Origin of the sequence: Bacillus sp. NEB1478, assembly GCF_031582965.1 — a bacterium.
In the GTDB taxonomy this organism is placed as follows: domain Bacteria; phylum Bacillota; class Bacilli; order Bacillales; family Fictibacillaceae; genus Fictibacillus.
Window position 1 is genome coordinate 1,859,164 of sequence record NZ_CP134049.1, and the last position, 20,006, is coordinate 1,879,169.

Below are 20,006 nucleotides of genomic sequence, written 5' to 3' on the forward strand. Positions count from 1 at the left end.
AATGATGGGAAAAGTTTATCTTGTTGGAGCGGGTCCGGGAGATCCGGGTTTAATAACTGTAAAAGGGCTGAGATGTATTCAAGAAGCGGATGTTATTTTGTATGATCGGCTTGTCAATAAAGAACTCCTGTCATACGCGAAACCGCATTGCGATTTAATTTATTGCGGTAAGCTCCCAAACTATCATTCAATGAAACAGGAAACAATCAACAGTTTCTTAGTCAAGCATGCACAGAAAGGGAAAACCGTCACACGACTAAAAGGAGGGGATCCATTCGTCTTCGGCAGAGGCGGTGAAGAAGCTGAGGCACTTGCAAAGAATCATCTGTATTTTGAAGTCGTTCCAGGAATTACTTCTGGTGTTGCAGCCCCTGCTTACGCAGGAATCCCTGTTACACATCGAGGAATAAGTTCGAGTTTTGCTTTTGTAACGGGACACCGGAAAAATGGTGAAAGTGAAGAACTGAAATGGGACAGTCTCGCGAAAGGCATTGATACTTTGGCGATTTATATGGGAGTTGGAAATCTGCCATATATATGCTCTAAACTGATTGAAAACGGCAAGAGCGAGACAACACCTGTTGCATTAATACACTGGGGTTCACTAGAAGAACAACGAACAGTTACAGGTACCCTCTCGACAATTGTAGAAATTGTAAAGAGAGAAAGAATAGAGAACCCGAGTATGATTGTAGTAGGAGAAGTGGTCCGTCTTAGGGAAGAATTAAGCTGGTTTGAACAACTGCAAGGAAATCAGCAAGCCGTGATGAGCGGAGCATTGTAGATGCAAGCATTACTTTTAATCTGTCATGGAAGCCGGTTAAAAGAAGGGAGTAACGAAGCAATATCCTTCGTCCAGCAATGTATAGAAAATATAGACACACCCATAAAAGAAATCTGCTTTCTTGAACTTTCTGAGCCTTCAATTAAAGAAGGTTTTGAAACTTGCATCAAAAAAGGAGCAACCAAAATTGCCGTCGTACCAGTCCTATTATTATCTGCAAATCATGCTAAAAAAGATATTCCAAAAGAGCTGTTCGAGTTACAGAATCAATACCCTGATGTAGAAATAACATATGGCCGTCCATTTGGAGTACATCAATCCATTTCTGACTTGTTATGGGAAAAGATAAGTCAAAAAGTCAGCGGTTTAAAAGATACATCTTATGTACTCCTGATCGGACGAGGAAGTTCAGACCCAGATGTTAAAAGGGACCTTGAAGCGATCGCGCATCATTTACAGCTGCAAAACCGTGTTCCACAAATTAAAGCTTGCTTTCTAACTGGTTCTGTACCAAGCTTTGAAGATGCCTTAACAAAAATTGATAAATATTGTGATCAAGTTGTAATTGTACCGTATTTATTGTTCACCGGTCTCCTTTTAAAGGGGATAAATAAGACCATCAATCACTACAAACGACAGAACGAAAAAGAAGTTGTATTATGCAATGCGCTTGGATATCACCCTATTTTAAAAAAGGTATTACAGACTCGTATAACCGAGACGCTATATAATAAGGAGAAGGATGCTTTTGTACCCTATTCATTTGAATCTCGCAAACAAGTTAGTGGTGATAGCAGGTGGGGGTAAGATTGCTCTGCGTAAAATTCAGGGTCTAGTAGAAACTGGGGCAAATATAACGGTTGTAAGTCCTGATGCAGTTTCCGAAATAAAAGAACTGTATACTCAAAAAAAACTTAAGTGGATATCAAGGGAAATCGAAGCAAGTGATTATACAGACGCATTTTTGATTATTGCTGCAACAAATGATCATGCAACGAATGCATGGATTGCCTCACAGGCTGTCGATAAGCAACTTATAAATGTTGCTGATCATCCGGACTTAGGCAATTTTATCGTTCCTTCTGTTGTTAGAAGAGGGAAGCTAGTATTCTCTGTTTCTACGAGTGGATCAAGTCCATCACTTTCTAAAAAAATCAAAAAAGAGCTAGAAAATACGTATTCTGCTGACTATGAATCATATGTTGATTTTTTATATGAATGCCGTGTTCTTGTGAAAAAACTCCATAATGGACATGAACGACGCATTGCTCTCGAAGAACTAATTAATAGACAATTCTTACAATCTGAAATATTACGAGAACATTATAAACAACAATTAATAAATAATGTTTCAACAAAAATCGAATACTGAAATCTTATCCAGAGAGGTGGAGGGAATGGCCCTGTGAAACCTCAGCAACCAGCAGCTGCTTCAAGCTGAAAAGGTGCTAATTCCTTCAAGTTTACTGGAACTTGTAGAGATAAGAAGACCAAAACTCAGAAAAGTCTTCTTAATTAGAAGACTTTTTTTTATTCAATATTAAAAGCAACTTGTCACAAAAGGTTGAAATCGGCGTTGAAAGTAATTTAAGTCGATCGTATTAGCGCTACTAAGGCGGATGGTTAAAGTTCAGTCATTCAGCCAAGTTATCTTTATGGGAGGCAGAAGATGGGTATATTAACAGATTTAAAACAAAACAAAATTTTGATTGGTGACGGTGCTATGGGCACACTCTTGTATTCTTATGGAACAGACTTTTGTTATGAAGAACTCAACCTCTCACAGCCTGATCAAATTCTGAATATCCATCATGCCTATATAGATGCCGGAGCAAATATCATTCAAACGAATTCGTATGCAGCAAACTATTCCAAACTTGAGCGTTACGGGCTCCAAGATTCAGTAAAGGAAATAAACAGTGCAGCTGTTCAGTTAGCCAGAAATTCAACGAAAAATAATGAATATGTTGTGGGAACAATTGGCGGTATCCGTGGAATTAAACCAAATAGAATACCAATGGAAGAAGTGAAACGCAGCTTTCGTGAACAATTATATTGTCTTTTAATGGAGAATGTAGATGGTATTTTATTAGAAACGTATTATGATTTAGAAGAATTGCAAACTGTTTTAGAAATCGCTAGAAGAGAAACAGATCTACCTATCATCTCCCAGGTATCTTTGCAGGAAGTAGGTATTATGCAGGACCGAACACCGATAACAGAAGCACTCGCTAAATTAGAAGCGAGTGGAGCAGATATTGTAGGTCTTAACTGCAGACTTGGTCCTTATCATATGCTAAAAACACTTGAAGAAGTCCCAATCCAAAAACACGCCTACCTTTCTGCTTACCCGAATGCCAGTCTTCCTTCTTATAATGATGGAAAGCTGCAATATGAAAGCGATGCCGAATACTTTAAAGAATGTGCCCGCGCCTTTCGGGATCAAGGTATTCGGTTACTTGGCGGTTGCTGTGGTACAACTCCAGCTCACATACGAGCGTTCTCTGAAGAACTAAAGGATGCTGAACCGATAACTGAGAAAGAAATAATGAAAAAACATAAAAAAATCGTTGTTCAGCCACCGTCTTCTCCTGCTAAACCAAAGATAACACCGCTTCATGAACAGGTGAAAAATAAGCAATCAATCATTGTTGAATTAGACCCGCCTAGAAAGTTGAGCACAACTCGTTTTATGGAAGGAGCTAATGCGCTCAAAAAGGCTGGCATTGATGCACTCACTCTTGCGGACAATTCCCTTGCTTCACCAAGAATATGTAATTCTGCTCTTGGATCCATCGTTCAATCACAGGTGAACTTGCGGCCGCTCGTTCATGTTACGTGCAGAGATCGGAATTTAATCGGATTGCAGTCGCATTTGATGGGACTTCACACAAATGGTATTAACGAAATTCTCGCCGTAACAGGAGATCCTACTAAAATTGGGGATTTTCCAGGTGCATCTTCGGTTTATGATGTAACATCTTTTGATTTGATTAAGCTGATCAAGCAATTTAATGAAGGTGTCTCGTTATCAGGAAAAGATCTTGGTGAAAAGACTTCATTCTCTGTCGGAGCCGCTTTTAACCCGAATGTAAGGCATATAGATAAAGCGGTTGAGCGATTAGAGAAAAAAATAGAATGCGGAGCGGATTATTTTATTAGCCAGCCTGTTTTCTCAGAAGAGCAGCTCATCAAAGTACATGAAGCCGTTAACCATATCGATAAACCAATATATATCGGTATCATGCCGCTCATCAGCAGTCAGAATGCAGAATTTCTTCACCATGAAGTACCTGGTATCAAACTTTCAAACTCGGTACGAGAGCGTTTGGCAAAATATAAGAATGATCCAAAGCAGGCATCAGAGGAAGGTTTATTTATTGCAAAGTCTTTATTGGATACTGCTATGGAGTTATTTAACGGAATCTATCTTATTACCCCCTTCATGCGTTATGAACTAACAGTCGAACTAGCAAATTATGCCCGAGCTCACAGTCCTTTTCAACTTGTAAGGAGGTCTCAGAATGCCTAATGATATATTCCAACAACAGCTAAACAAAAAAATCTTAATTATGGATGGCGCAATGGGAACGATGCTGCAGCAAGCACAGCTTACTGTCGATGATTTTGGAGGTGAAGAATATGACGGGTGTAATGAATATCTAAATATCACAGCTCCTTCTGTAATTGAATCCATTCATCTAACATATTTAAAAGCAGGAGCAGACATTATAGAGACCAATACTTTTGGAGGTACGGATCTCGTACTCGATGAGTATGATCTTGGAGCTAGAGCCTATGAAATAAATAAGATTGGAGCAGAACTTGCTAAAAAAGCGGCTGATCAAATTTCAACTGCGGAGTGGCCGCGTTTTGTCGCAGGTTCATTAGGTCCCACTACGAAGACGCTGAGTGTAACAGGCGGAACGACTTTTGATGTTTTAAGAGATGCATACGCAGAGCAAGCGCGCGGTCTTATTGACGGGGGGGCAGACCTCCTCTTATTAGAAACTAGCCAAGATATGCTCAATGTAAAAGCAGGTTTTCTTGGAATCGAACAAGCGTTCTCGGACAGTGGAAAACGACTCCCTTTAATGATATCCGGCACGATTGAACCGATGGGAACAACTCTTGCTGGTCAGAATATAGAGGCATTTTATATTTCTCTTAAACATATGAATCCTATTGCAGTTGGCTTGAATTGTGCAACAGGACCGGAATTTATGCAAGATCATATCCGATCACTTTCTGATTTGGCATCGACTGCAGTAAGCTGTTACCCGAATGCAGGACTTCCAGATGAAGAAGGCAATTATCATGAGACAGCTGAAACATTAGCAAAGAAATTATCCGGTTTTGCTGAAAAAGGGTGGTTAAATATTGTTGGTGGATGCTGCGGCACGACACCAAAGCATATTGAAGCTTTATCTAACGTAATGAGAAAGTATGCGCCACGCAAAAGGCAAACAAATAAAACGCACATGGTGTCTGGAATTGAGCCATTTATCTATGATGATCCAACATTGCGTCCCATCATGGTTGGTGAGCGGACGAATGTGATCGGTTCACGAAAATTCAAACGATTAATCGCCGAGCAAAAATTTGAGGAAGCTGCAGAAGTTGCAAGAGCTCAAGTAAAGGGCGGAGCGCATGTATTAGACATTTGTTTAGCAGATCCCGATCGTGATGAAAAAGAAGATATGGAGCAATTCATGAAAGAAGTGGTGAAAAAAGTAAAGATTCCTTTTGTGATTGATTCGACGGATGAAGAAGTATTGGAGATTGCACTAAAATACTCTCAAGGGAAAGCAATCATAAACTCCATAAACTTAGAAGACGGAGAAGAACGTCTCGAAAAAGTGATCCCGCTTCTTCATAAGTATGGAGCTGCGGTGGTCGTTGGGACGATCGATGAAAAAGGAATGGGTGTTTCAGCAGATCGTAAATTAGAAATTGCTGCACGATCTTATGATTTGCTAGTTAACAAATATAACGTCTCTCCATCTGATATTATTTTTGATCCACTTGTGTTTCCAGTCGGAACAGGTGATGAACAATATATCGGATCAGCGAACGCAACGGTGGAAGGAATTCGAATTATTAAAGAGAGGTTTCCGGAGTGCCTAACGATACTAGGTGTAAGTAATGTGTCATTTGGACTTCCCCCTGTTGGCCGTGAAATTCTAAATGCCGTTTATCTATATCACTGTACACAAGCCGGATTAGATTACGCCATTGTCAACACAGAAAAACTAGAACGTTATGCTTCCATATCAAAAGAAGAAATCACGATGGCTGATGAGTTGCTTTTTAAAACAACCGAAGAATCACTTGCTGTTTTTACTGATTTTTATCGGGGCAAAAAGAAAGAAACAAAGTCACAGCTTCCGAACATGACGCTCGAAGAAAGACTTCAGTATTATATTTTAGAAGGTACAAAAGAGGGGTTAATCCCTGATTTAGAAATTGCGTTAAATCAGTATGAGACACCACTTAAAATCATAAATGGACCACTCATGGATGGTATGAAGGAAGTAGGCCGGCTATTTAACGATAACCAGCTCATTGTAGCTGAAGTACTTCAAAGTGCAGAAGTCATGAAAGCATCTGTAGCTCATTTAGAACCGCACATGGAGATAAATGATGCATCCTCATCAAAAGGAAAGGTGTTGTTAGCAACGGTAAAAGGGGACGTCCATGATATTGGCAAAAATTTGGTGGATATCATATTGAGCAACAACGGATTTCAAGTGGTCGATTTAGGAATCAAAGTCACTCCTTTGGAACTGATTGAAGCGGTAAAGAAAAACAAACCAGATATCATTGGACTGTCAGGTCTACTCGTGAAATCTGCCCAGCAAATGGTATTAACAGCAAATGATATGCGAGAGGCAGATATATCAACTCCAATACTAGTAGGAGGCGCCGCTTTATCTAGAAAATTTACAGATACAAAAATATCTAAGGAATACGAAGGAATGGTATTATACGCAAAAGATGCTATGGAAGGACTGTCGCTTGCCAATCAACTACAAACGCCTGAAGATTGTGAAAGGCTCACCATTGAACAAAATGAAAAGAAAGTTTCGATTGCATTAGACATGGGTGTTTCTACAGGCAGCGCAGCTACGGCAACGGCTGTTAAAGTTCGTTCAAAAGTTTCACAATCAGTGTCTGTACACATTCCTCAGGATACGAAAAGACACATATTACGTAACTATTCATTATCCCATATTCAGCCTTACATCAATTTGCAGATGCTGTTAGGTCATCATCTTGGGATAAAAGGGAAGATATCAAGATTAATAGAAGAAAAAGACGAAAAAACACTGGAGATTAAATCCCTCGTTGATAATCTTCTAAAAGAAGCAAAAGAAAAAGATTTAATCAATCCATCTGCTATGTATCAGTTTTTCCCTGCGCAATCAGATGACGAAAGTGTAATCGTCTACGATCCAGCCGATCAAAAAACGATAATCGAACGATTTGACTTTCCTCGTCAAACAAAAGAACCGTATTTGTGTATAGCCGACTACCTTAAGTCAAAGGAGAGCGGGGAAATGGATTATGTTGGTTTCTTTTCTGTAACAGCAGGCACTGGTATACGTGAACTTGCACAGGAATTAAAGCAAGAAGGACGTTTTTTAGAAAGTCATGCACTGCAAGCATTAGCACTTGAAACAGCAGAAGGCTTTGCTGAACTCATTCATCAGCAAATGAGAGACCGATGGGGGTTCCCTGATTCTGTAGACTTTACAATGAGAGAGCGTTTTTCTGCACGATATCAAGGACAGCGTTTTTCTTTTGGTTACCCCGCATGTCCTGAACTTGAAGACCAGCAAAAACTATTTAAGCTGATTCAACCAGAGGATATCGGAATACAGCTAACAGACGGCTGCATGATGGAACCAGAAGCATCTGTTTCAGCTATCGTATTTGCACACCCAGAAGCTCGATATTTCAATGTGTTGAGTTAATAAAAAGAAAAAATAGCACAATTAATTTAAAAATCGCAACGGATTACCGTTGTGATTTTTCTTTGTAATTTTTGTTAAGTTGGAAAAACCTATTGACACACACAAGGTAATTCAATAAAATGAGAAACGAGATTGATAATCATTTTCAATTGAAAAATATTTACGATAAACGGTATTAAAGGAGGGCAAAGAGTATGTCCAGACTGTATGCTGAACATTTAAATATTGCTTATGGTGAAAGGGACATAGTAAAAGATCTTAACATCTCAATACCAGATGGGAAGATTACAACCATTATCGGTCCAAATGGCTGCGGAAAATCAACGGTTCTGAAAACGTTGTCGCGTATATTGAATCCGAAATCTGGAGTTGTTTACCTCGATGGTAAATCCGTAAGTAAAGAGTCTACAAAGAAAATTGCTCAAAAGATGGCTATCTTGCCTCAATCGCCAGATTCACCCGAAGGACTTACAGTTGGAGAACTTGTTTCTTATGGGAGATTTCCATACCAAAAGGGGTTTGGTAAACTTTCAAAAAAAGATTTTGAAGTGATTGACTGGACTCTTCATGTCACTGGAGTTTCTGAGTTTAAGGACCGGCCTGTTGATGCGCTTTCAGGTGGTCAGCGTCAGCGTGTATGGATTGCCATGGCTTTAGCACAAGAGACAGATATAATATTACTCGATGAACCGACTACATACTTGGATCTGTCTCATCAATTAGAGGTTCTTGAGTTATTGCACCAGCTGAACCGTGATCAAAAACGAACAATCGTAATGGTCATTCATGATTTGAATCATGCAGCGAGATTTGCTCATCATATGGTTGCGATGAAAGACGGAGCTGTTCTGAAAGAGGGAACAGCAGAAGAAGTGATGACACGTAATGTGCTTCGAAATGTTTTCAATATTGATGCCGAGATTGGTATAGATCCAAGAACAAGAAAACCAATATGTCTTACGTATGATCTTATTAAAAATGTTCAGCTTATAGAGAACCTGGCGTAATCTTTCGCCTTTTCTTTTTTATTATTAATTGAGAATGATTTTTATTTTCATATATTGGAGGATGTCAAAAATGAATAAACGTACAAAACAAATTTTACTTAGCTTTATGACTATGCTGTTAGTATTATTGCTTGCTGCGTGCGGTAATAAATCAGAAAACACAAGTACTGAGAAAAAAGAATCTAAGAAAGAAACAAGAATCTATAAAGGTGAAAAAGGAGATGTGGAAGTACCTGCTGAACCAAAACGTGTAGCGATGATGGCTGCCACGTACGCTGGTAACTTGCTAGATTTAGGAATTACACCAATCGCCGTAAACGAATATCCAAAGCAAAACAAATTCTATGGAAACAAACTGGACAATGCTGAAGTAGTTACAGCTGATTCTTATGAAAAGCTATTAGAACTAAACCCTGATTTAATCATTACATATTCGGATGACAAGAATATTAAGAAATATGAAGAAATTGCTCCAACTGCCACAATGACTTATGACAAATACGACTATAAAGAACAGCATATTGAAATCGGAAAAATAGTTGGCAAAGAAAAAGAAGCGAAAGCGTGGGTAAAAGAGTGGGAACAGAAAGCAGCAGATGCTAGCAAAAAAGTTAAAGACGCTATCGGTGAAGACAAGACATTCATGGTAATGGAAGCATACGGTAAAGATATGTATGTTTACGGTGAAAACTGGGGACGTGGAACAGAAGTCATCTACCAAGCTCTTGAACTAAAAGCACCTAAGAAACTAGAAGAAGATGTATTCGGTCCTGGCTGGAAAGCAATCTCTACAGAAGTGATCCCAACATACGCTGGAGATTATATCTTTGTCGGAACAGGTGCCGGCAATCCGGATAATTCATTCATGGAGTCAGATGTTTGGAAAGAGCTTCCTGCTGTTAAGAACGGAAATGCGATTAAATTTGATTCAGAATCCTTCTATTTCAATGATCCAATTTCTTTAGAAAAAGAATTAGATTTCATTGTAGAAAAGTTAACAAAAAAGAAATAATAATAGATTTATAAAGGAAATATGCCATGTTCAAAACAAAGACCAAGCTGATAAAAGAGAATAAAGTGTATTCGAGACCGGCAGTAGGCTCAGCCATTTTGTTGATTGGATTCGTACTACTGATTGTGAGTATTGGTCTTGCTATCTCAGTTGGAGCTGCCAAGATTAATTTTCTTACAGTATGGAATTCGATCTTAAATTATGATCCTAGTAGAGAGGCTGATCGTATTATCGTCAGCCTGCGATTACCGAGGGAACTCGGTGCGGCGATTGTCGGTGCTGCTTTCGCTGTCAGTGGAGCTATTATGCAGGGGATGACTCGAAATCCCCTTGCAGACCCTGGGTTGCTTGGTTTGAATGCAGGAGCGAGTTTAGCTCTTGCATGTGTGTTCGCTTTTAACGCAGAAGCAGACTATTTTTCAGTCATGATGATTTCCTTTATCGGCGCTGGAATTGGTGCAGGTATGGTATTCGGTTTAGGATCGATGAGCAGAGGCGGACTTTCTCCTATCACAATCACTTTGGCAGGTGCAGCTGTTTCTGCACTCCTTTCTTCTTTAGGCGAAGGATCAGCACTATATTTTAACCTTTCTCAAGACCTCGCCTTCTGGATAGCTGGAGGTGTTTCAGGTACAAATTGGATGCAGCTTAAGCTTATAGTACCGGTAGTCATTATAGGTATCATAATTGCAGTTGCCTTTTCAAGACAGCTTACAATTCTCAGCTTTGGAGAAGAGGTAGCTAAAGGACTAGGTCAGAGAACATTATTAACAAAAGTCATTCTAATGACAGTCGTGCTGGTTCTTGCAGGCGCAGCAGTATCACTTGTCGGAGCTATTGCGTTTATAGGATTGATGGTTCCGCATATAGTCCGATTTCTTGTTGGAACGGATTACCGTTGGATAATCCCATGTTCGGCCATTTTTGGCAGTGTGCTAATGGTGTTAGCGGATACGTTTGCTCGAACGATAAACGCTCCTTACGAAACACCAGTTGGAGCAGTAGTAGCCATGATTGGAGTTCCTTTCTTCCTTTATCTTGCAAGAAAAGGAGGAAGAAAACTATCATGATGAACGCAAACCAGATTAAGAGAAGAAGAGTAACTATTCTTATTGCGATCTTATTGCTTATAGCCATATTCATTATAAGTGTAGCCACAGGTTTTGCATCATTAACTCCTTCAGAACTGTTTAGAACTATAATTGGACATGGAACACCAAGAGAAAATTTAATACTCTTTGAATTTAGACTTCCAAGGATTTTAGTCGCAACCTTAGCTGGGATGGGACTCGCTGTTTCTGGTGCTATCCTTCAAAGTTTGACGAAGAATCCACTTTCTGAACCTGGAATTTTAGGAATTAATGCCGGTGCTGGTTTGATGGTTGTGGTATATATACTGTTTTTCACGGTTGAAACTACTAGGTTCATATATCTTCTTCCGCTATTTGCTTTGGCAGGCGGAATGGCAACTGCATCTGTCATCTATTTTATGTCTTACATAAAAGGGGAAGGGGTTGAGCCGACAAGACTTGTGCTTGTGGGAGTAGGCTTAGCTTCTGCATTATATGGTGCAACGTTGACTTTATCAACAAGATTAGATATGGAAGACTACTCGTTTATGGCCAATTGGATGGTGGGAAGAATATGGGGAGATGACTGGACGTTTGTACTTTCGTTATTACCTTGGATCCTCATATTAATTCCGCTCACAATTCTAAAGTCTAATGTGCTGAACACACTGAATCTTCATGAGAATGTATCGATTGGTGTCGGAGTCAATGTAGGAAGAGAACGTATAATCTTGATCATGATCGCCGTTGCGCTAGCTTCTGCATCTGTTGCCGTAAGTGGAGGGATTGTATTCGTTGGATTGATGGCTCCACATATTGCGAGATCACTTGTTGGTCCCAGGCATCAAGCGTCTCTTCCGGTTGCAGCATTAATTGGAGGAATCTTGCTTCTTACAGCAGACACAATAGGAAGAGTAATATTAGATCCAAGCGGAATCCCCGCTGGAATAATCGTTACCATTATTGGAGCACCATATTTCATGTATTTACTTGCAAAAAAATAGAGAGTGATATGAAAATCCATCTAATCCAAATAAGGAATAGATGGATTTTTTTATATACAAAGTAGAACTCTACTTATCTTCAATTTGAAATAGCACATCAACTTATGGAAGTGCTATGTGTTAAATATTAAAGTTAATGTGTGGTGTTGCTTAAAACCATTATTGTTTTTATTCGCTTGCAGCAATTCCTGAAAAGATTTTCCAACACGAATAGTGCCTAGAAGATTTGAGGATACGTACATTTTCGTCAGTTAAAGAAGTACCTCTCACATCGGTTATTGTAATTGCCACTAGAGCTAGAGGGAGTTGAAGAATTATAGTGCCCTGTACAAGTAGAAAAAAAGTTGATGGTTATTGGAATAATATAAATTTCAAATATAGAACAGAGCTCCCATTTTATATACAAATAAAAAACAGCTCAGTTTTTAGTGACTTGGGCTGTTTTATGTTATTGGGACAGGTACCTGAAAAGTTAGGTTGTGGTTTTAATGAATCATCTGCTTGACTAGTTCACGATTGCGTTCTTTAAATACTTCGTTATGAGAAGATACCATGGCCGCTGTTTGAGCATCGGGATGGATGAATTGTTTAGCTTTATTCACGGCGTTAGCTGCGTCTTGGAACGTTCCAGCGATCAAGTTCAATTTACTTTCGTGCTTAAGTATGTCACCTGCAGCAAATATACCAGGAACTGACGATTCACTGTTTGAATTTCCGGCGATATAAAAGTTGTCAGCAATCTCTATATTCAAGTCGCTATTCCCAAGCAATGATGAATCTTGTTCATAGCCATGATTAATAATCACTTCATCGATAGGCAGGCAGGAAACTTCACCTGTCAAATGATTTGTTAATTCAATCTGTTCAATTACTTCATGGTTAGGACAAGCAAACAGCTTAGAGATTGATGTATTAAAGATGCAGTCTGCACAGCTATTCATAAGTTGTGTAACTTGAGCTTCGTGACCTGCTAGTGTTCCTTTCCTATAAGTAAGATAAACTTTTTTTGCGATATGTACTAACTCATTCGCCCAGTCGATGGCTGTATTTCCACCGCCTGAAATAACAACAGTCTTATCTTTGAATTGCTTATGTGATTTAACAGTGTAGTTCAAATTAGAAACTTCAAACCTCTCAGCACCCTCTATATCAAGCCTCTGTGGATTTAAGATACCGCTTCCGACAGCAACAATGACTGTTTTTGAAAAATGCCGTTCACCACTAGATCCTATTAAGACAAAGTTGCCTTCATCATCTCGTGTAATCATTTCAACTTTTTCATTTAAAACAACTTCTGGATTAAAGGTTAGTCCTTGTTCTACAAGCTTTTCGATAAGCTTTGCACCAGGAAGAGGGGGATGACCGCCAACATCCCAAATCATCTTCTCAGGATATACATGAAGTTTGCCGCCTAAATGAGGCTGATACTCTATAATTTTTGTCTTCATTTCTCTTAATCCACTATAAAAGGCAGAGTACAGACCAGCTGGTCCTCCACCGATAATTGTCACATCAAAAATAGCTTTGTTTTCCATAAATGTTCCTCCTTAGGAAACAAATAACATTGATTATCATTCTCAATTAAATATATAATGAACCTCACATTTTTACAATAAAAATTTAGATTTAAGAAAAAAATTAACTTTGGTGGTGGAAATCTTCAAATTTTTACTAAAGCTAGTGGAAAATACATGTTAAAAAGGTATGATAACGTTGATAGAAATAAGTAGAGGTATACCATTGCTCATATTTATAAGGGTGAAAAGGTCCTTATGATTAATAACAAAGGGGAGGTTGGACACTTCCAGGTAGATTGAAAAAGGGGGAACGCTAGAACAGGCACTTATTTGAGATACATAAAGTAAATAATAATATAAAAAATGCTCAGATTGAGATAGCTGAGCATTTTTAATAATTACATAAATTCATTGGGTCATTTTATCTCATATTACTACGAACATTGCATAATCGATTAACTAACTCTTATGATTCACAAGTGTTAAACACTGGTCTTCTCAAAAAAGACTTCATGCGCTTTTGGAGGATCAGCAAACCATTCTGCTATTAGATCGGCTTTACTTTGATCATCAGCTCCAGCAATTAAGGTTTGGATGACATGCTGTGGAAGTGGCAGTGTCATTGCATTTGTCCATTCAGTCACTTCTTTTACATATGTTTTAATCCGATTCCAATAGTTTTCTCCTATTTTTTTATCCCATTTTGAATGCTTGAATTCAATTAACGTTTCATATAGTTGTTCTGCACAATATGAAGAGAGATTACAGCCTTGTCCAGTAATCGGATCATTCAGAAATACACTGTCACCACAGGCAAGTACTAGCTTTTCATTAAACATTTCAAAAGGCTTTCGAATTTCTGGCTTAATTGCTACCTGAAGAAAAGCATTTTTATCTGAAAGTGAAAATGATTGCGCATCTATTCGTTCGTGAATCATAGGGAAAAAGGTTTTCACTGTACTTTTCATCTTGTCCGTTAACTCTACAGCATCTTTAATCCCTTTAAAGACATCAAGTTCTTTATCAGGAACGGCCATAATAAACAAGATTGTTACTGGACCTTGCTCAGTAATCGCAGGAATTTCAAACATTTCACCGATTTCAGGAAGAACTGTTACGCTTACACCTAATGGGGTATTAGGCTGTATTCCTAAAAAATAACCTACGATACATTTACGCTGTGGAACTTCAAACGGAGTAAATTTTTCTTCAATAGGAAAAGAGAAGAGAGGACCGGATTTCCCCGTGCAGTCTATCACTAAATCATAATTATTAACCAACGACTCAACATCATTATCTTCTATTTTCTTTTCATGAAACGAAACACTTTTATTCTTTAAATCCTCCATACATTGTGAAAAATAAAGCCGTTGATCCACTGATAATGCATCTTCCTTTAACATACCTGTAAATAGCTTTTGTTCGCCAATTGTTACATGGATACTTTTTATAGGATTGTGATCATCCCATTTTAGCATATGAAAACGGTTCTCTCTTGTTCTAGTAGGTCCAAAGTGTACTTGAGTAGACATTACCCGTCCGCTGCGCAATTCTTCAGGAGATTTAGCGTGAAAAACTGTTACTTTAAAATCTTCTTTAAGTGCATAAGCAAGCTGCAATCCTGCTGTTCCGCTTCCGACAATACAAATCTGCTTTTTCAACATTATCGCTCCTTTTCGTATCGTATCCATTTCAATTAACCTCTAACGCTCTCAGTCTATTTTTAATAAAACAAATTGTAAATGCGACTATCTATTTAAATTGATTTAAACTATAGGTATAAAAGAATGGAATTATTTTAAAGAAAGAAGGGAAGCGGGCTATGCTGAAAGAGAGCGAAAAAGAACTTTTGGAACTGATTTCATTTGGAAAAGGTTTGTATGGTGTATCCATTTATCATTTTGAATCAGAAGAAGAATTTGTTTACCATCCAAATGAAGAATTTTATGCCGCTAGCATTATCAAAATCCCTATAATGGCCGCAGTTTTTGCTCAAGTAGCTGAAGGCATTTATTCATTATCTGATAAAATTACTGTCCGTGAAGAAGACATCGTTTTAGGTGATGGAATCATAAAGAATCTTGCTCCAGGCAAAGAGTGGTCTGTTCATGATCTAGTCGTATTAATGATTATCGAGAGTGACAACACCGCAACAAATGTATTAATCGATTTGGCTGGATTACAGAATATACAAGTGTATATGAGTGGATGGGGATTTAAGCAAAGCAAGCTGCATCATAAACTTCAGGTTTTGCCATCTACATTTAGAAAGATAGATGAATCCAATATTATAACCGCAAAAGAAATAAATCATTTCTTGAAAGAAATCACATTCGGCAAAATCGTTTCAATAGGGGCTTGCCAAAGAATGATTGAAATCATGAAACAACAGAAAATGAATGATTTGCTGCCAAGTCAACTTCCAGTTAAAGATGAATTAATCGGAACTATTCCGATTTGGGAATTGGCACATAAAACAGGGTATGTACCAGGAATTGAACACAATACAGGTTTGCTTTATATGCCTGGGCATACATTTGCGGTAACAGTTCTTAGCAAAAACGTACCAAACCGCGATGAACCAAAGCAAATTATGGGTAAAATAGGAGGATTGTTATATAAAATCAGCAAGTAAGTTACGTTTGAAAGAAATAAAAAACTAAAATTCATGAAAACAGCTAAATAAAAAAGCTAATGGCGGATATTTTTATCCATCCATTAGCTTTTATTAGCAAATCGAGTCATTCTTATTTGGGTTTTTCAGTCCGAACAATGGTCGTATGAACAAGGCTAAATAAGTTCCTAGCATAGCCATAATAGCCCATACCCAGCCATGAAGACTGAAAGATGCGATACCTCCGAAATATGCACCGATGTTGCAACCGAATGCTAAGCGTGCGCCATACCCCATGAATAAACCGCCGATGATCGATGCACCAGCAACTCCCGGCTTAATTTTCTGAGGTTTAAATGTGCCTTGGAATGCTGCAGAAATAAAAGCACCTATAATAATTCCGAAGTTCAAAACACTTGTAGAATCAGCTAACACCGATTTTGTTAATGCCGCTCCGTTTGGACCTGCAAAATATCCCCATGACGAAACATCAATCCCTGCTGCCAATAATGCTTTGCCGCACCAAAGAGCAAAAGCAGAAGTGATACCCCATGGATTTCCTCTTATCGTTAAAACTAGTGCATTAAGTAAAGCAAGAACAATCGCCGCTGCGAATAACGGCCATGAGCCGCGAAAGATTTTTTTCAAGCCAGTAGTTGTTGGAAGTGGCTTCATCATTGGTGGATTTTTCTTTTTGGCTATTTGAATTGTTATCCAGTAGATCAAAGCAAATATAGCTATTTGTAGAAGCCAGCCGCCAAAATATCCAAATCCTGTTGTTTCAGCAAGTGAAATGGGAGCTAATGAGGGCATATCGTTCATCCAAAAAGTGAAATGGTAAGCCCCAATAACTGATCCTGTAATAAAGGAGAGCAGCGTTAATATCATTGAAGATGAACCGCCACCTAAAGAATACAGTGTTCCTGAAGCACATCCATTACCCAGCTGCATTCCGATTCCAAATAGAAATGCGCCAAAAATTACACTCACACCTACAGGAGATACATATCCAACTGGTTTTATCCCTGTAAAGCTAAATCCAGTACTTAAAATGATGGCAAATAAAGTTGTAGCGATCGCTAGCATAAGCATATGAGCTTGCAGACCTTGAACATTCCCTACAGAAATAAGTCGACGAAATGCTGATGTGAAGCCAAAACGTGCATAAAGCAAGGCATTTCCAAGCAATATACCGATGATAAACAGAATCCCTTGAGTCCAATTTGCAGTATTAACTATTGAAAATAATAAAATTATGGCTGCAAGAAAACCTATTGTAACTAAAGGTTTCTGTACAGGACTTAATTCTGAAACAACAGTCGTTGCTGAATTTCGACGGTTTGTTTGTATATTTGTATTTAAATTAGTTTGTGCCATACGATAAACCTCCTTATCCAATGAATTTTATCGGAATTAAAACATTATACAATGAATCCTATTCTATGGAAAGAAAATAGGTGCAGATGCAAACTCACAAACTTAGAATGTGCATATTGTTATAACGTTTTAAATGGTGGATCTTAAAGAACAAATAACAGTAAAAATAAAATCCAGAAGCGCTGATATTAAAATAATGTAATAAAAAATAAACTTAAAAATAAATGAATCTAAAGCAATCGAGAAAAATTAGAACCCAGCTGAATTAACTAGTTGAATTTCAAATTTGATAATTAATAAAAATGAATGAGTATAAAAAGCTCAGATAAAAAAGTTTAATGAAGAATTTAATGAAATTTTTTATTTCGTCTCACTATCTTAAGTAATCTTTTGATATGAGACTACTTTTATCTTATTTCACATTGCCTCCTATAATAGATATTATGTCTACTAAAAATATAATAAAAAGAAGAAGCTTGTTAATGAGCATCTCCTTTTTGAATAATTAGTTTCTTTCTTGTTTTATGTTATTTATCAATTTTAAAAAATCTTTATCAGTATCTGACCATCTTTTATAAGTGGTAATTTTTATTCCGACCTTCTTACATGCTGAATCTACACAGTAAGTTCGTATAAAGTCATCAATAAATTCTTTTTTTCTTTTCGCAACAGCTTCTACAGTAGTTTTCATTTTAGCGTTTTTCAGATCATTTAAATTTACATTTTTGTCCGGAAATGCTTCAAATTTCCGTTTTAGGTATAATTCTTTATTTTGATACATCCAATGATAAAATAATTTAATAGTTTTTCTTCCACTAATATATAATCGATGAATTTTATTTTTGCTTTTTAAACGTGGTTCAAATCCTTGAACTTCTAATATGTCTCTTAAAGAATTCATAAATTTTAACGAGCCTCCAACAAAGGTTGCTAAATAGCCTCTTGAATAAATGTTTCCATCACCATCAAAATACCCTCTTATAAAATGGCTTATATACTCTTCTGGAACATATGGAAATTCAATATCATTAGACTTATTAGGTGTAAATCCGTGTATTTTTATTAAGTCATCTTTCATGATTTTGCTGTTAATTTTTAAAATGGATACTCCAGTATTGTTCTTTACAATAGGATGTGTTGATTCTAGTTCTCTCTTAATAATTTCTAATATTTGAGGATCTTTCTGTGAAAAACTGATCAACTGCAGTTCTTGCGGCATATTTCCATCAGCAGCAAAAAAGCCTAATAAATATGCCATATTATTAGACCAGGTTTTGAAGTAATCTTCATTTGTTGTGTATTTTCTTAACCAGCTTCCTTTTGGTCTTCTTTCCACATTGTTACTTAGTAGTAATGAATTTATATGTCTGACAGAAACATTTGCTTGCTGTGCTATGTCAGTAGTACTTCTTCCGTTTAAATACATTTCAATGATTGCAGGAATACTCATGGTGCATTTCTTTTTACGCATACCAATCAACTCCTTTATTCTTATACTTTTATTATAGCGAACATGTGTTCTGATAGCGAGTTTTTAAACAATTTAACCCTTCTTTTCCACATAAAAAAAACGCCAATAAAGACGTTTTAAATGCTTTTATTGATTTTGCATAGATTTACCCCATTTAGCCAGTGATTCTAAGGATGGGACCAAGTCTTTTCCCGCTTCTGTCAATGAGTATTCAACTCTTGGAGGGATTTCCATGTACTGCTTACGATTAACGATTCCGTATTGTTCCATTTCTTTTAATGTTTGAGATAAAACCATATTTGTTATCCCATCAATGCTGCGTTTCAATTCGTTGTAGCGCAGCTTTTCGTTTCTCCATAAAGCCCAGATAATCGGAAGCCTCCATTTCCCTCCTATTAAAGTAAATGCATATGTTAACGGGCAATCCTCTTTCCTCTTGTATTTCAGTTCATCACTATTCATTGAAAGCCTCCTTTAATCAGCTTTTCCTGACTTACTCATAAAAAACTGCATACTTGTTTTACTTCCAATATGTATTAAAATTATATCGTAGTTATCTGAATATTAGTAACATGAAGATATGCTTAATTTCTCACTTAAAAAAGGAGTGAAAGTTATGGAATTAAAATATGAAATTGTATCTCAAGACCAAATTGAACTGTGCAGAGATGCATGCAATGAACTGATGACATTTCAAAAGTCTAAGGCTTACATAACACCAGAATTGTTTGACAGCATGAATTTTGATACACGGATGGTTCCCTCAGTAAATAAGGCAATAGAAAACTATATTGTGGTAGTTAAAGACGCTGAAAAAATTGTGGGTTATGTTTATTCGAATATATCTCCTAAGGAAACCTATTCAAATGAATTTGCTACCTTTTTTGATATATCAACAGTGAGTAAAAATAATGTAGGCTGTCTTTCCCAATTTTACATTAAAGAAGAATACAGACAATACGGGGTTGGATCTACCCTTTTCAACATGTCTATGGACTGGTTGAAACAGTTTGATGACATTGAAGATTATTTTATCTTTGTCTCAAATGGCAATGACAACGCGTTAGATTTCTATCAGCGCAAAGGGTTTGCTGTTAGTCATGATATATTGGATGGCTTTATTACCGTTTTAAGAAGCGATAAGAAATCTGCAAACAAAGTGAAGGTATAAAT

At 37.4% G+C, this 20,006-nt stretch carries 16 protein-coding genes and 1 riboswitch; of the genes, 11 read left to right on the forward strand and 5 right to left on the reverse strand.

Translation table 11 applies throughout. The features are described 5' to 3' along the window. Window positions 1-4: 4 nt before the first annotated feature. The 9 genes from cobA (at window position 5) to RGB74_RS09250 (ending at window position 11,854) form a co-directional block, all read left to right on the forward strand. A complete protein-coding gene (gene cobA / locus RGB74_RS09210) occupies window positions 5-784 on the forward strand; it encodes a uroporphyrinogen-III C-methyltransferase (protein ID WP_310762688.1) in 780 nt (259 codons plus the stop codon). Beyond that, window positions 785-1,591 (forward strand): sirohydrochlorin chelatase, encoded by an 807-nt coding sequence (locus tag RGB74_RS09215; RefSeq protein WP_310762689.1) that lies wholly within the window; start codon window positions 785-787, stop codon window positions 1,589-1,591. It abuts the gene before it with no gap. Further along, window positions 1,533-2,156 carry an NAD(P)-binding protein gene (locus RGB74_RS09220; RefSeq protein WP_310762690.1) on the forward strand — a complete coding sequence of 208 codons (624 nt, stop codon included), beginning with the start codon at window positions 1,533-1,535 and terminating at the stop codon, window positions 2,154-2,156. The genes RGB74_RS09215 and RGB74_RS09220 overlap by 59 nt, the downstream gene beginning before the upstream one ends. Before the next feature lies 1 nt (window position 2,157). Then, a riboswitch (SAM riboswitch) is annotated at window positions 2,158-2,272 on the forward strand. A gap of 181 nt (window positions 2,273-2,453) precedes the next feature. Then, window positions 2,454-4,316 carry a bifunctional homocysteine S-methyltransferase/methylenetetrahydrofolate reductase gene (locus tag RGB74_RS09225; RefSeq protein WP_310762691.1) on the forward strand — a complete coding sequence of 621 codons (1,863 nt, stop codon included), beginning with the start codon at window positions 2,454-2,456 and terminating at the stop codon, window positions 4,314-4,316. Beyond that, on the forward strand, window positions 4,309-7,761 hold the full coding sequence (gene metH / locus RGB74_RS09230; protein ID WP_310762692.1) for a methionine synthase: 3,453 nt from the start codon (window positions 4,309-4,311) through the stop codon (window positions 7,759-7,761). The genes RGB74_RS09225 and metH overlap by 8 nt, the downstream gene beginning before the upstream one ends. A gap of 194 nt (window positions 7,762-7,955) precedes the next feature. After that, a complete protein-coding gene (locus RGB74_RS09235) occupies window positions 7,956-8,768 on the forward strand; it encodes an ABC transporter ATP-binding protein (RefSeq protein WP_310762693.1) in 813 nt (270 codons plus the stop codon). 70 nt (window positions 8,769-8,838) lie between these two features. Next, window positions 8,839-9,780 (forward strand): iron-hydroxamate ABC transporter substrate-binding protein, encoded by a 942-nt coding sequence (locus tag RGB74_RS09240; protein ID WP_310762695.1) that lies wholly within the window; start codon window positions 8,839-8,841, stop codon window positions 9,778-9,780. Between the two features lie 26 nt (window positions 9,781-9,806). Further along, window positions 9,807-10,850, forward strand: a complete 1,044-nt coding sequence (locus tag RGB74_RS09245; protein ID WP_310762696.1) for a FecCD family ABC transporter permease — start codon at window positions 9,807-9,809, stop codon at window positions 10,848-10,850. Further along, window positions 10,850-11,854, forward strand: a complete 1,005-nt coding sequence (locus tag RGB74_RS09250) for a FecCD family ABC transporter permease (protein WP_310762832.1) — start codon at window positions 10,850-10,852, stop codon at window positions 11,852-11,854. Before RGB74_RS09245 ends, RGB74_RS09250 begins: the two co-directional genes overlap by 1 nt. Before the next feature lie 485 nt (window positions 11,855-12,339). Here the strand turns inward: RGB74_RS09250 and RGB74_RS09255 are convergent, their stop codons facing one another. After that, window positions 12,340-13,389, reverse strand: coding sequence for an NAD(P)/FAD-dependent oxidoreductase (locus tag RGB74_RS09255; RefSeq protein WP_310762697.1), 1,050 nt, complete (start codon window positions 13,387-13,389; stop codon window positions 12,340-12,342). Between the two features lie 464 nt (window positions 13,390-13,853). Then, the gene (locus RGB74_RS09260; RefSeq protein ID WP_310762698.1) at window positions 13,854-15,062 is read right to left on the reverse strand and encodes a styrene monooxygenase/indole monooxygenase family protein; all 1,209 of its coding nucleotides are present in this window, start codon (window positions 15,060-15,062) and stop codon (window positions 13,854-13,856) included. 131 nt (window positions 15,063-15,193) lie between these two features. On the opposite strand from RGB74_RS09260, the gene RGB74_RS09265 reads away from it, so the two are divergent. Further along, window positions 15,194-16,006, forward strand: a complete 813-nt coding sequence (locus RGB74_RS09265; RefSeq protein WP_310762699.1) for a serine hydrolase — start codon at window positions 15,194-15,196, stop codon at window positions 16,004-16,006. 93 nt (window positions 16,007-16,099) lie between these two features. Here RGB74_RS09265 and RGB74_RS09270 read toward each other — a convergent pair whose 3' ends face one another. From RGB74_RS09270 to RGB74_RS09280, 3 genes are all read right to left on the reverse strand, one after another. Further along, window positions 16,100-17,362 (reverse strand): YeeE/YedE family protein, encoded by a 1,263-nt coding sequence (locus tag RGB74_RS09270; protein ID WP_310762700.1) that lies wholly within the window; start codon window positions 17,360-17,362, stop codon window positions 16,100-16,102. Window positions 17,363-17,867: 505 nt separating this feature from the next. Then, a complete protein-coding gene (locus RGB74_RS09275) occupies window positions 17,868-18,833 on the reverse strand; it encodes an LAGLIDADG family homing endonuclease (protein WP_310762701.1) in 966 nt (321 codons plus the stop codon). Window positions 18,834-18,959: 126 nt separating this feature from the next. Next, window positions 18,960-19,295, reverse strand: a complete 336-nt coding sequence (locus RGB74_RS09280; protein ID WP_310762702.1) for a winged helix-turn-helix transcriptional regulator — start codon at window positions 19,293-19,295, stop codon at window positions 18,960-18,962. 154 nt (window positions 19,296-19,449) lie between these two features. Between RGB74_RS09280 and RGB74_RS09285 the strand changes: the two genes are divergently transcribed. Then, window positions 19,450-20,004, forward strand: coding sequence for a GNAT family N-acetyltransferase (locus tag RGB74_RS09285; RefSeq protein WP_310762703.1), 555 nt, complete (start codon window positions 19,450-19,452; stop codon window positions 20,002-20,004). The last annotated feature ends 2 nt before the right edge of the window (window positions 20,005-20,006 follow it).